Genomic DNA, 13,352 nt, shown 5'->3' with positions numbered 1-13,352 from the left:
TCGCTCGACCGCCAATGCGGTGAGCAGGTGCGCAGCACGACGTGGCAGATCATCACACCCAGAAGGAGCCGGACATGGCTGGAAAAGTTTATCGTGCAAGCGTAGTCATTTCCCGTAGTCAGGCGCGCCGCATCCTCGATGCGGCATTCGCCGAAGCGAGGGCCAAGGCGTTGGAACCACTGACGGCATTCGTCATGGACGGTGGCGGCCATCTCATCGCCGCCGAGCGTGAAGACGGTTGTGCGCCGCTGCGCCTGCCGGTGGCCAGAGGCAAGGCATTCGCTGCATTGGGCAATGGTGTCTCCAGCCGAACGGTGGGGGAGCGCAATGATCTTCGTCCGGCTTTTCTTGCATCGGTCGCGGCGGCTTCCGAGGGCAATTTCATTCCCGTGGCCGGCGGCGTACTGATCCTCAACGCCGATGACGAAGTCATTGGCGCGGTGGGGGTCAGCGGCGCCTCATCAGACGAAGATGAGCACGTGGCCATGGTCGGCATCGAGGCGGCTGGCTTCAAGGCCGGCATTCTGCCGGCCTGAGCGAGGCCGTTCGACCATACGCTTACGAGCGCGCTCGTTACCGGACGAGGTGGCGAGCAGCACCATGCCGAACAAGCACCAGCTCAGCCTGAAACGAACCGGTTGACGGCGCGGTCTCGCCCGCAACCGGCCGCCGGGAGGTGTTCGGCATTGTTGTCTACGCGGATGTCCTGTCGGTGTGAACCCGGCCTTTCTCTGCATCGTTCCCGCGTTGCCGCGAGCCGCATCGCTGCGGCAAATATCGGCGGACCCGATGGCGTTCCGTAAGGCAAGACGCCAGCCGCGACGGTCCTGAGCCGTCATCACCTTCTCTTGTGCCCGCACGATGCGAACCTTGCTCTGCGAGAGCAGAAAAATTTTTCCTTTCGAAGTTGGCGCTTGGAAAAAAGCTGAACTACCGTCTGTTTCTGTAAATGAATAATGAATTCATTTTCGGCATGGCTAACCTTGCTTCGTGCACTTTCCAACGCATCTGCTGGTAGCAGGGGCGGCCTGAACGACGGTGAATGCGGTACCACCTCAATAAGAACAAGAGTGGAGGCAGCAGCATGAAAATCTTCAAATCAGCGTTGATCGGGTCACTGTTGGGACTCACCGCGTCGGTGGCGCAGGCCGCGGAGATCCAGATCAAGTTCGGCCACGTCGGTGGTCCGGATTCCCTGTTCGAACTCTCGGTCAACGAATTCGCGCGCATCGCCAACGAAAAGCTCCAGGGCAAGGCCAAGGTGGTGGCTTACGGGTCGAGTCAGCTGGGCAGCGATTCGCAGATGCTCAACAAGCTCAAGCTCGGTTCGCTGGACCTGGCGCTGCCATCCACGGTGATGAGTAGCGTGGCGCCCGAGTTCTCGCTGTTCGAGATGCCGTACTTGATCAGCAACCGGGAACACATGGTGCGGGTGCGCGAGGAAGTGGTCCGCGATGTCATGTACAAGGCCGCCGAGAAGCGTGGCTACACCGTTGTCGGCGTCTGGGAGAACGGCTTCCGGCAGATCACCAACAACGCCCGTCCTATCGTCGTGCCAGCTGACCTGAAGGGGCTCAAGCTGCGCACACCCAATGGCATCTGGCGGGTCGCGATGTTCCAGAGCTACGGCGCCAACCCCGCGCCGATGGCGCTCTCCGAAGCCTTCGTGGCGCTGCAGACGGGGGCGATGGACGGTCAGGAAAATCCCTTGGTGCAGAGTTACTCGCAGCGCTTCCATGAGGTTCAGAAGTATCTCTCCATGTCCAACCATGTCTACACCCCGGCCTTCGTGGTCGCCGGCGCCAGCTGGAAGCGCCTGCCCGAGGATGTGCGCAAGGTGTTGAGCGACGCCGCCAAGGAGGTCGAGGGCTTTGCCCTGGAGCAGGGCCGCATGTTGGACGAGAGCCTGGTGAAGAAGATGGCAGAGGCAGGGATGGAGGTGAACGAGATCGATCAGAAAGCCTTCATCGAGGGCTCCGAAAAGGTCTATGCGAAGTTCGCCGACGAGGTCGAGGGCGGGCAGGCGATGCTGGACAAGGTGACGCAGCTCCGTCAGCTGTAGCCGCACCAATGATCGGCATCGACCGGATTGCCTGTGTTTCAGACCTATCGGAGAACGCTGATGAATGCTCTTACTGCGATCAGAGCCGGCTTTTCGAAATTCCTGGAAATCATCGTCGTCGTCAACGTGGTGGCGCTCACGCTGGTGGTCACTATCGGCTTCGCGTCCCGGCTGGCCGGCACGCCGTTCAGTTGGTACGACGAAGTGGCCTCGGTGGGGCTCGCCTGGCTCACCTATTACAGTGCGGCATTGGCGGCCGCGAAGGGCGCGCATATCGGCTGCCCGAGCGTCATCAATTACTTTCCGCCGACGCTGCGCCTGTTCGTCGCTCTGGTCGCAGAGGTGATCACCATCGGTTTCTTCGTGCTGCTGGCCTATACCGGCGTGCAGGTGGTGCTGATTCTCGAGGGCTCGACGCTGATCAGCCTGACCAGTGTGTCGCTGCAGCTGACCCAGTCCGTCCTGCCGCTTGGCGCGGCGCTGTTCATCATCGCCGAGCTGTTGCGTCTGCCCGAGGTCATCGCCAGTGCCAAGGGCGACGGATTCGTCGATCACGAGCTGGAAGAGGCCGGTATCAAGCTTGCCAAGGCCTGAGTTCCGAAACAGGTACAGAGCGCCCGGCCGGGCGCTCGGGAGAATAAGAAATGACCATCCTCTATATGTTTCTCGGCTTGATCCTGCTGATACTGATCAACGTCCCGGTGGCCATCGCCTTGGGCGTAGTCGGTGCGGTGGCGATCTTCCTGAGCTACGGCGAACTGGCACTCCCCAATATCGGGATGGTCATGTACGACGGCGCCACCAGCTTCCCTCTGATCGCCATTCCGCTGTTCATCCTGGCCGGCGCGATAATGAACGCCTCGAGCATTTCCCGACGCCTGATCGACCTGGCCTCAGCGATGCTCGGATTCATCAAGGGCGGCTTGTCGATGGTGACCATCGGCGCCTCGATCTTCTTCGCGGAAATCTCCGGTTCCGCCGTGGCGGGTGTTTCGGCCATCGGTAGCATCATGATCCCGGCGATGAGGACCAAGGGCTACTCGAAGGAGTTCTCCGCCGCGCTGTCGTCCTCGGCGGCGAGCCTGGCGATCATCCTGCCGCCGTCGATTCCGATGATCCTCTATGCAGTGATGTCCGGCGAATCGGTGGTCAAGATGTTCGTCGCCGGCATATTCCCAGGCCTGCTTGGCGCCTTCGGCCTGGCCTGCATGTGCTATTACCTGGCACGCAAGCACGGCTTTCCTTCGGAGGGGCGCTTCCAGGCCAAGCGCTTATGGGAAGCCTTCAGGGGGGCGATCTGGGCGCTGTCGATCCCGGTGATCATTCTCGGTGGGATTTTCGGCGGCATCGTGACGGCCACCGAAGGCGCCGCGCTGGCGGTGGTGGTGGCGATATTCATCAGCGCCGTGATCTACCGCGAGTTCACCCTGAAAACCTTCTACAAAGCCTGTCTCGATGCCGGTGTGCAGACCGCGGTGGTGATGTTGCTGGTGGCGAGTTCGGCGGTGGTCGGTCTGTACCTGACCGAAACGCAATTGCCGCAGCAGCTGGCTCGCTCGATCGGCGAGCTGACCAGCAACAAATACGTCATCCTGGCGCTGCTCAACGTCATCTTCCTCATCCTTGGGATGTTCCTGCACTCGGCGGCGGCGATCATCCTGGTGGTGCCGATCGTGTTGCCGCTGGTGCTCGCCGTCGGCATCGACCCGATCCACTTCGGCCTGATCGTCACGCTTAACCTGGCCATCGGCCAGCAGACGCCGCCGGTGGCCAGTGTGCTGATCGCCTCCTGTTCCATCGCCAAGGCGGACATCTGGGCCACAACCCGGACCAATCTCTGGTTCCTCGGGGTGCTGGTGCTGATCCTGCTGATCAACACCTACATACCCGCCTTCGCCATGGCGCTGGTAAACCTGATCTACGGCTGACAGCCACGTAACGGAGGCTCGGAACCATGAGCGATACATCCAAGGGGCAGGTCGACTGCCGCATCGAGCAGGGCGTCGCCTGGATCGGTTTCAACCGTCCGCACAGCCGCAACGCCATGACCTGGGACATGTACGACGCCCTGGCCCGATCGCTTCAGGAGGTGGAGAACGATCGGAACATCGTCGCCGTGGTGCTCCACGGTTGCGGCGGCCAGGCGTTCGTCGCCGGCACCGACATCAGGCAGTTCGTCGATTTCGAGGACGGCGACGCGGGTGTGGCTTATGAGCGTGGCATCGACAACGCCATCGCCGGGCTGGAAAGCCTGCGCAAACCCACCATCGCCTTGCTGGAAGGCTTCTGCGTCGGCGGCGGGGCGGCCATCGCCCTGGCCTGCGATTTCCGCTACTGCACGCCGTCGTTGAAGTTCGGCGTGCCGATCGCCGAGACGCTCGGCAACTGCCTGTCGGTGAGCAACGTCGCACGCCTGATGGACCTACTGGGCGTTGCCCGGACCAAGGAAGTGCTCATGGCGGCAAAGCTGATCGAAGCGTCTGAAGCCGCGACCATGGGCCTGGTCAGCGAGGTATTCGAGGCGCAGGTGATCTACCCGGAGGTTGCGCGCAAGGCGCAGGCCTTCGGCGGACGCGCGCCGCTCACCGTGCAGGCTTCCAAGGACCTGATCAACCGGGTGCTCGCGCACCGCCGCGCGGCGGCGGAGAGCGGCGACGACTGGATACGGGCCTGCTACGGCAGCCGCGACTTCAAGGCCGCCGTCGAGCGCTTCGTCAGCAAGACCCCCTTCCAATGGACCGGTGAATGACATCGCCGCCACTGCCTGGAGAACACCCATGCTTGCACTGCAGAACATGAAAGTCCTCGATATTTCCCAGATCATGGCCGGGCCGTACTGCACCATGGTGCTGGGCGACCTGGGCGCCGAGGTAATCAAGGTCGAGAAGGCCAACGGCGGCGACGACAGCCGGCAGATGGGACCCTACGTCAACGGCGAATCCAGCTGCTTCTTCCAGATCAACCGGAACAAGAAAAGCATTTCGCTGAACCTCAAGGACAGCCGTGCCCGGGACATCTTCTATCGCCTGGCCAGCGAGGCCGACGTGATCGTGGAAAATTACCGGCCGGGCGTCACCCAGTCGCTGGAGATCGACTACGAAACGATCAGCCGGATCAATCCCGGCATCATCTACTGTTCGATCTCGGGCTACGGTCAGACCGGGCCGTACCGCAGCAAGGGTGGCTTCGATCTGGTCGCCCAAGGCATGAGCGGCTTGATGTCGATGACCGGCGAGCCGGGCCGCAGCCCGCTGAAGACCGGCATCGCGGTCTACGACATCGGCGGCGGCATCACTGCGGTCTATTCCATTCTGGCCGCCTACATCCATAAGCAGAACACCGGCGAAGGGCAGCACATCGACATCGCCATCAGCGAATGCGGCCTGCCCTGGTTCAGCTGGGAGGCGGCGGCTTATTTCGCCGAAGGCCGGGTGCCGCAGCCCACCGGCTCGCGCCACCGAGTCTCGGCGCCTTATCAGGCGATCAAGGCTCAGGACGGCTATCTGATGCTCGGCTGCGCCAACCAGCGCACCTGGGAACGTCTGTGCCGCGACGTGATCGAGCGCGAAGACCTGTTGGTCGACGCACGCTTCGTGACCAACAGTGACCGTGCGCGCAATGTCGAGGCGCTCGAAGACATTCTCCAGGACATCCTTTCCCGGCAGCCGATCAGGCATTGGCTCGAACGCTGCGACGAGGCCGGCGTGCCGGCCGGGCCGATCAATGACTTCGCCCAGGCCATGCAGGACGAACATTACCTGGCGCGGGACATGGTCCAGGAAGTCGAACATCCGGTTATCGGCACCATGAAGACCATCGGCTTCCCCAGCAAATTCTCCCGTACACCTTCACAGATCCGTCGCCCGGCACCGCTCTTCGCCGAGCATACCGACGAAGTCCTGCAAGGCATTGGGCTGACCGAGGCGGAAATCCTCGGCCTGCGTAGCGAGGGTTGCATTCGCTGAATAGCTTTTTCGCTTTTTATGTGATTTTGAATTCAAAACGCAAAATACAAGAATCGGAGAACCGCCATGCTGAAGCTCGACTTTCATCCATCCGGCCGTCATTTTCTGCAGATTCCCGGCCCGTCGCCGGTGCCGGACCGCATCCTGCGCGCCATGAGCCTGCCGACCATCGACCACCGCGGCCCCGAGTTCGGCGCACTGGGGCTGGAGGTGCTGCGCAAGGTCCGCGAGGTGTTCAAGACCGAACAGCCGGTGGTCATCTACCCGGCCTCCGGCACCGGCGCCTGGGAGGCGGCGCTGGCCAACACTCTCTCGCCGGGCGATCGGGTGCTGATGTTCGAGACCGGCCATTTCGCCACGCTGTGGGAAAAGATGGCGCGCCGGCTGGGGCTCGAACCCGAGTTCCTCGGCCTGCCGGGTTACGAAGGCTGGCGTAACGGCGTGCAGGCCGACATGATCGAGCGGCGCCTGAAGGAGGACAGCAGCCACGCGATCAAGGCGGTCTGCGTGGTGCACAACGAAACCTCCACCGGTGTGACCAGCGACATCGCCGCCGTGCGCCGGGCAATCGATGAGGCGCGGCATCCGGCGCTGTTGCTGGTGGACACCATCTCGGGGTTGGCCTGCGCCGACTACCAGCACGACGGCTGGGGCGTCGACGTGACCATCTCCGGCTCGCAGAAGGGCCTGATGCTGCCGCCGGGCATCAGCTTCAACGCCGTCTCCGACAAGGCCGTCGAGGCCAGCCGCCATGCGCGGCTGCCGAAGAGCTTCTGGGCTTGGGACGAGATCCTGGAGATGAACAAGAGCGGCTACTGGCCGTACACCCCCAACACCAATCTGCTGTACGGCCTGAACGAGGCGCTGGACATGCTCCTCGAGGAGGGCCTGGACCAGGTATTCGCCCGCCACCAGCGCTGGGCGGCTGGCGTGCGCACCGCGGTCGAGTGCTGGGGCCTGGAAGTGCAGTGCCAGGACCCGAGTGTCTACTCGCCGGTGCTGACCGGCGTGGTGATGCCCGAGGGCATCGACGCCGACGCCGTGCGCAGCCTGATCTACAAGCGCTTCGACCTGTCGCTGGGCACCGGTCTGGGCAAGGCCAAGGGCAAGATGTTCCGCATCGGCCACCTGGGCGACTGCAACGACCTGACGCTGATCGCCACCCTTGGCGGTTGCGAGGCCGGGCTCAAACTCTCCGGGGCCGCGCTCGAGGGCAGCGGCGTGCTTGCCGCGCTGGACTATTTCGCGGCGCATCCGCTGGACGGCGCGCGCTGATATTCCCCTCGACCGCTGACATGGGAGGTCATGATGACTTCGTTTACCGAACCCAGAATACCGGCGAGCAAGGTCCCGCTCGATCGCGTGTCCGAGCTGGCGGCGCGCCTGCGGCGCGAGATCGCCGGGGAGGTCTTGTTCGACACGGCGTCGCGCGGCCGCTACGCCACCGACGCCTCGATCTACCAGGTGATGCCGGTGGGCGTCGTCATCCCCCGGCATCAGCACGACCTGCAGGTGGCGCTGGACATCGCTCGCGATGCCAAGGTGCCGCTGCTGGCCCGTGGTGGCGGTACCAGCCAGTGTGGCCAGACCGTGGGCGACGCGCTGGTGGTCGATGCCAGCCGCTGGCTGAATCAGATCGTCGAATTCGACCCGCAGAACCTGACGGTGGTGGTCGAACCGGGCATGGTGCTCGACGACCTGAACCGCTGGCTCAAGCCGCACGGGCTGTGGTTCCCGGTGGACGTCTCGACCTCCGCGCAGTGCACCCTCGGCGGCATGGCCGGCAACAACTCCTGCGGGTCGCGCTCGATCCGCTACGGCAATATGGTGCACAACGTGCTGGGCATCGACGCGCTGCTGGCTGACGGCAGCGAGGCCCGCTTCGGCTTCCTCCACGAACTCGCACAGGGCGACCGGGTTCGCCAGCTCGCCGGCGAAGTACAACGCATCGCCGAGCGCGAGCAGTCGAACATCCGCGAGCACTACCCCAAGGTGCTGCGGCGGGTCGGCGGCTACAACCTCGACCTGTTCGACTGCCAGAACCCGCGGCCCTACGACCCCGACGGGCAGGTCAACCTGGCGCACCTGTTGGTCGGCTCCGAGGGCACCCTCGGCGTGACCCGGCGGATCAGGCTCCGGCTCGCGCCGCTGCCACGGCACAAGGTGCTGGGGGTGGTGAATTTCCCCACCTTCTACCAATCGATGGACCTGACCCAGCACATCGTCAAGCTCGACCCCACCGCAGTCGAGCTGGTTGATCGCACCATGATCGAGCTGTCGCTGGAAAACCCGGCTTTCCGCCCGGTGATCGAAAAAGCCCTGATCGGCCAGCCGGACGCGCTGCTGCTGGTCGAGTTCGCCGGCGAGGACGAAGGTGAGCTGCGCCGACAGCTGGACGGCTTGAGCGAGCTGATGGCCGACCTCGGGCTGCCGGGCAGCGTCGTCAGCATGATCGAAGGGGCCGAGCAGACGGCATTGTGGAACGTGCGCAAGGCCGGCCTGAACATCATGATGAGCATGAAGGGCGACGGTAAGCCGGTGTCCTTCATTGAAGACTGCGCGGTGCCGCTGGAGCACCTCGCCGAATACACCGCCAAGCTCACCGAGGTGTTCCACAAACACGGCACCGAGGGCACCTGGTACGCCCACGCCAGCGTCGGCACCCTGCACGTGCGGCCGATCCTCGACATGCGTCGCGATGGCTCGGAGAAGATGCGGGCCATCGCCGAGGAGGCGTCCGAGCTGGTGCGCGCGTACAAGGGGGCGTTTTCCGGCGAACACGGTGACGGCCTCTGTCGCGGCGAGTGGGTGGCTTGGCAGTTCGGCCCGCAGCTCAACGCCGCGTTCAGGGAGATCAAGCAACTGTTCGACCCGGACAACCTGCTCAACCCCGGCAAGATCGTCGACACGCCACGAATGGACGATCACAGCTATTTCCGCTTCCCCAGGAGCTACCGGCCGATCCCGGTCACGCCGGTGCTCGACTGGTCGGACTGGGACGTGCTGCGCGACCCGCTCACCGGCAAGCAGAGCCGGCCGGGCAGCGCCGGCGATCCCACCGGCGGGCTGATCAAGGCCGTGGAGATGTGCAACAACAACGGTCACTGCCGCAAGTTCGACGCTGGCACCATGTGCCCCAGCTACCGCGCCACGCGCAACGAGCAGCACCTGACCCGCGGCCGTGCCAACACCCTGCGCCTGGCGCTGTCCGGACAGCTCGGCAGCGAAGGGCTGGCCAGTGAAGACGTGAAGGCGGCGCTGGATCTGTGCGTGTCCTGCAAGGGCTGCAAGCGCGAGTGCCCGACCGGCGTCGACATGGCCAAGATGAAGATCGAGGCGCGCGCCGCCTGGGCGAAGAACAACCCGTTGCCACTACGCGAGCGGCTGGTGGCGGAGATGCCGCGTTATGCGCCCTACGCGCGCCGTCTGGCCGGCCTGACCGCCGTCGTCGAGCGCATGTCGCCGCTGTCGCGCTGGCTCAAGCGCAGGCTCGGTCTGGCCGAGCAGCGTGCGCTGCCGCGTTTCGACGGCGACTTCCTGGCGAGCGCCAGCGCCAGCCCTGCGACGTCCACCCGGGAAGTGCTGCTGTTCGTCGACACCTTCAACAACTATATGGAGCCGGAAAACGCGCGGGCCGCGCGGAGGGTCCTGGAAGCGGCCGGCTATCGGGTGCACTTCAACCGGGCGCCGCAGCAGCGGCCGCTGTGCTGCGGGCGCACGTACCTGGCCTCGGGCCAGGTCGACAAGGCCAAGGCCGAGGCGCGGCGCACCCTCGATCACCTGCTGCCATTCGTCGAGCGCGGGGTGATCATCGTCGGGCTGGAGCCCTCGTGCCTGCTGACCCTGCGCGACGAGTTCCTGCGCTACGGCTACGGCGAAGAGGCCAGGGCGCTGGCCAGGGCTTCCCTGCTGTTCGAGGAGTTCCTGGTCAGGGAGCGCGATGCCGGGCGCATGCTGCTCGCGCTCAAACCCCTGGAGACGCCGCGGGTGCTGCTGCACGGCCACTGCCACCAGAAAGCGTTCGACGCGCTGCGGCCGGTGGAGCAGGTGCTGCGCTGGATACCGGATCTGGAGGTCAAGACCCTTGAAACCTCCTGCTGCGGCATGGCCGGCAGTTTCGGCTACGAGCGCGAGCACTACGAGGCCTCGATGCAGATGGCGGAGCTGGCGCTGCTACCGGCGGTCCGCCAGGCCAAGGCGGGCGACCTGGTGGTCGCCGACGGCACCAGTTGCCGGCACCAGATCCACGACGGTGCCCAGCGTACGGCGTTGCACGTGGCGAGGGTGCTGGAACGGGCGCTGGCGTGATACGACCGCTGGCTGGGCCCACGCATCGGTGCGTGGGCCCAGCCAGCGGGAACATTCAGCAGGCTCTTGAAAACGTAGGCGAGACAGGACAAAAACAGTCGTAAAAGCGGAGTTCAGCTGCTGTCAAAGGAGCATTTTTGAGACTGTTTTTAATGCCGCACTGTCACGCAGACAGTTTCCCAACGCTCTGCTAGTCGTCGAACTCTTCCCAGCCGCCCATTTCCCGCCAACGATTGACGATGCCGCAGAACAGCTCGGCGGTTTTCTCGGTGTCGTAGCGGGCCGAATGCGCCTCGCGGCCGTCGAAGTCGATCCCGGCGGCCTGGCAGGCCTTGGCCAGCACGGTCTGACCGTAGGCAAGGCCAGCCAGGGTGGCGGTGTCGAAGCTGGAGAAGGGGTGGAATGGGTTGCGCTTGATCTCGCAACGAGCGATGGCTGCGTTGAGAAAGCCCAGGTCGAAGCTGCTGTTATGACCGACCAGAATCGCGCGCTTGCAGCCGGCGGATTTCACCGCTTTGCGCACGCTGCGAAAGATATCGGTCAGGGCCTGCGATTCGGGCACGGCCATGCGCAGCGGATGGTCGAGCTTGATGCCGGTGAACTCCAGCGCGGCTGCCTCGATGTTGGCGCCAGCGAAAGGCTCCACGCGGTAGAACATCGTGTCCTGCGGATACAGCAGCCCTTGCTCGTCCATGCCGATGGTCACTGCCGCAATTTCCAGCAGCGCATCCGTTGCGCTGTTGAAGCCGCCGCACTCGACATCGATCACCACTGGCAGGAAGCCACGGAAACGACGCGCCATCGGCGAGCGGGGCTTGCCCGGCAGGTGCTCCTCGAGCTCGTCTTCGAAGTGTTCTTCGCTCATGCGTCCGCCTCCAGACGCCAGTGCAGTCGTTCCCCGGCACGCAGCGGCACGACGACCTGATCAGCGAATGGCAGATTGGCCGGCACGTTCCATTCCTCGCGCACCAGGGTGATCTGCGTGGTGTTGCGCGGCAGCCCGTAGAAATCCGGACCGAAGTGACTGGCAAAGGATTCCAACTTGTCCAGCGCCTGCCGCTGTTCGAAGGCTTCGGCATACAACTCGATGGCCGCATGCGCGGTATAGCAGCCAGCGCAACCACAGGCCGCTTCCTTGGCGTGCTGTGCATGGGGTGCCGAGTCGGTACCGAGGAAGAACTTCGGGCTGCCGCTGGTGGCGGCATCCAGCAAGGCTTCCTGGTGAACGTTGCGTTTGAGCACCGGCAGGCAGAACAGATGCGGACGAATGCCGCCGACCAGCATGTGGTTGCGGTTGTACAGCAGGTGGTGCGCGGTGATGGTAGCGCCGACGTTGGCGCCTGCCGCTTGGACGAACTGCACGGCGTCACGGGTCGTGATGTGCTCGAACACCACTTTCAGCGTCGGGAAGCGCGCGGTGACGCGACTCAACTGCTCGTCGATGAAGTGCTTCTCGCGATCGAAGATATCGATCTCGCTGCGCGTGACCTCGCCGTGGACCAGCAAAGGCAGGCCGACTTCGGCCATGGTTTCCAGCACGCCGAAGATGTTGTCGATCGCGGTCACGCCGGACGCGGAATTGGTGGTCGCGCCGGCTGGATAGAGCTTGGCGGCATGTACGAAGCCGCTGGCCTTGGCCTGGCGGATATCGTCGGCACTGGTGCTGTCGGTGAGATAGAGCACCATCAATGGTGTGAAATCACTGCCGGCCGGCCGAGCCGCCAAGATGCGCTGGCGATAAGCTTCGGCCTCATCGGCATTGCGTACCGGTGGCACCAGGTTCGGCATGATGATGGCGCGGGCGAACTGGCGGGCAGCATCCGCGACGGTGTGAGGCAGGGCGGCGCCGTCGCGCAAGTGGATGTGCCAGTCGTCGGGGCGCAGCAGGGTGAGTCGGTCGGACATGCAGGGGTTTCCAGGCGGGTGAAACGTGCGTGAATGCTACCGGAAAAGCCCGGAGACGGCATCTTGCCTTCGTCTGCCGGGCTTGAGCACTGGCCGTGCCACGCTCAAGTTTGCCGGTCGGGCACCGATACCTAGGAGGAATACGCATCCTCTCGGAGTTCATCGTGCGCCTGCGCCCTCTCGTACTGTTGTGCCTGCTCGCTTCACCGGCCAACGCCCTGACATTCCAGACTCGGCTGGAACGGGTGCAATGGCAGGTGGAGGGGGATCAGTTCGAGTGCCGGCTGACCCAGCCCATCGCCGGTTTCGGCAGCGGCGAGTTCGTCCGGCGCGCCGGCGAGCAGGCGGTCTTTCGTCTGCACTCGCCGGAGCGCTGGCTTGGTGCGGGCTCGGCGACCCTGCTTGCCGCAGCGGCGCCTTGGCAACCGTCGCGCAGTGATATCAATCTCGGCGTGGTCACCGTGAGTGGTGGCGATATTCCGTTCAACAGCACCCAGCTACAGGCCGGGCGCCTGCTCAGCGGTCTGCTCGAAGGGCGTAGTCCGGTGGTGCGGCATCGCACCATGCAAGGCGGCGATACGCTGGAGATTCGCCTGTTGCCGGCGCGCTTCGGTAAGGCTTACGAGGACTACCGTGCCTGTACGGCCAAGCTGCTGCCGGTCAATTTCGATCAGGTGCGCCAGTCGCAGATCGGTTTCCCGAGCAGCGACGTGGTGCTGGACGCCCAGGGGCGCGCCAGGCTCGATATCGTCCTGCAGTACATGCGTGCCGATCCCAGCGTGAACCGCATCGAACTGGACGGACATTCGGACAACAGCGGCAACCGTCTGCTCAATCGGGATCTGTCGCGCCGTCGCGCATTGGCGGTACAGGAGTACCTGGTCGCCAACGGCATACCGGTGGAGCGGATCACCCTGCGCTTCCATGGCGAACGCTATCCGCTGGTGACCAACAGCAGCGAGGCCAATCGCGCGAAGAATCGGCGTGTCACCTTGCGCCTGGCGCGCGAAGCGGCGCCACCCGCGTCCTCGGTTGCCGCCGCCCCGTCGTCTTGAATGCAGCCCAGGCGGTGCGCCCCTGTAAAAGCCAGCCCATGACCGGTAGAATCGCAA

The 13,352-nt window shown here is 64.3% G+C and carries 11 protein-coding genes; 9 read left to right on the top strand and 2 right to left on the bottom strand.

Annotated features, from left to right (window positions below; all coding sequences use genetic code 11):
• Window positions 1-74: 74 nt before the first annotated feature.
• The 8 genes from P5704_007505 to P5704_007470 all read left to right on the top strand — a co-directional run bounded on the left by P5704_007505 (window position 75) and on the right by P5704_007470 (window position 10,335).
• Complete coding sequence (locus tag P5704_007505; protein ID WOF80309.1) at window positions 75-536, top strand: heme-binding protein; 462 nt, start codon at window positions 75-77, stop codon at window positions 534-536.
• Window positions 537-1,084: 548 nt separating this feature from the next.
• Entirely contained in the window at window positions 1,085-2,062 is a 978-nt protein-coding gene (locus P5704_007500) for a TRAP transporter substrate-binding protein (GenBank protein WOF80308.1), read from the top strand.
• A 60-nt stretch (window positions 2,063-2,122) separates the two neighbouring features.
• Window positions 2,123-2,656 carry a TRAP transporter small permease subunit gene (locus tag P5704_007495; protein WOF80307.1) on the top strand — a complete coding sequence of 178 codons (534 nt, stop codon included), beginning with the start codon at window positions 2,123-2,125 and terminating at the stop codon, window positions 2,654-2,656.
• Between the two features lie 50 nt (window positions 2,657-2,706).
• Window positions 2,707-3,990, top strand: a complete 1,284-nt coding sequence (locus tag P5704_007490; protein WOF80306.1) for a TRAP transporter large permease — start codon at window positions 2,707-2,709, stop codon at window positions 3,988-3,990.
• A 26-nt stretch (window positions 3,991-4,016) separates the two neighbouring features.
• Window positions 4,017-4,811, top strand: coding sequence for an enoyl-CoA hydratase (locus tag P5704_007485; protein WOF80305.1), 795 nt, complete (start codon window positions 4,017-4,019; stop codon window positions 4,809-4,811).
• Between the two features lie 28 nt (window positions 4,812-4,839).
• Window positions 4,840-6,027 carry a CoA transferase gene (locus P5704_007480; protein ID WOF80304.1) on the top strand — a complete coding sequence of 396 codons (1,188 nt, stop codon included), beginning with the start codon at window positions 4,840-4,842 and terminating at the stop codon, window positions 6,025-6,027.
• Between the two features lie 66 nt (window positions 6,028-6,093).
• On the top strand, window positions 6,094-7,302 hold the full coding sequence (locus P5704_007475) for an aminotransferase class V-fold PLP-dependent enzyme (GenBank protein WOF80303.1): 1,209 nt from the start codon (window positions 6,094-6,096) through the stop codon (window positions 7,300-7,302).
• A 33-nt stretch (window positions 7,303-7,335) separates the two neighbouring features.
• Complete coding sequence (locus tag P5704_007470) at window positions 7,336-10,335, top strand: FAD-linked oxidase C-terminal domain-containing protein (GenBank protein WOF80302.1); 3,000 nt, start codon at window positions 7,336-7,338, stop codon at window positions 10,333-10,335.
• Window positions 10,336-10,525: 190 nt separating this feature from the next.
• On the opposite strand, the gene rnt is transcribed toward P5704_007470, so the two are convergent.
• Window positions 10,526-11,200, bottom strand: a complete 675-nt coding sequence (gene rnt / locus P5704_007465) for a ribonuclease T (GenBank protein WOF80301.1) — start codon at window positions 11,198-11,200, stop codon at window positions 10,526-10,528.
• Window positions 11,197-12,240, bottom strand: a complete 1,044-nt coding sequence (gene pyrC, locus P5704_007460; protein ID WOF80300.1) for a dihydroorotase — start codon at window positions 12,238-12,240, stop codon at window positions 11,197-11,199. The genes rnt and pyrC overlap by 4 nt, the downstream gene beginning before the upstream one ends.
• Before the next feature lie 164 nt (window positions 12,241-12,404).
• Between pyrC and P5704_007455 the strand changes: the two genes are divergently transcribed.
• Complete coding sequence (locus tag P5704_007455) at window positions 12,405-13,295, top strand: OmpA family protein (protein WOF80299.1); 891 nt, start codon at window positions 12,405-12,407, stop codon at window positions 13,293-13,295.
• The last annotated feature ends 57 nt before the right edge of the window (window positions 13,296-13,352 follow it).

Source organism: Pseudomonas sp. FeN3W, from assembly GCA_030263805.2.
Lineage (GTDB): Bacteria > Pseudomonadota > Gammaproteobacteria > Pseudomonadales > Pseudomonadaceae > Stutzerimonas > Stutzerimonas stutzeri_G.
Note: the sequence above shows the minus strand (reverse complement) of the source record. Positions and strands in the feature narration are given on the sequence as shown.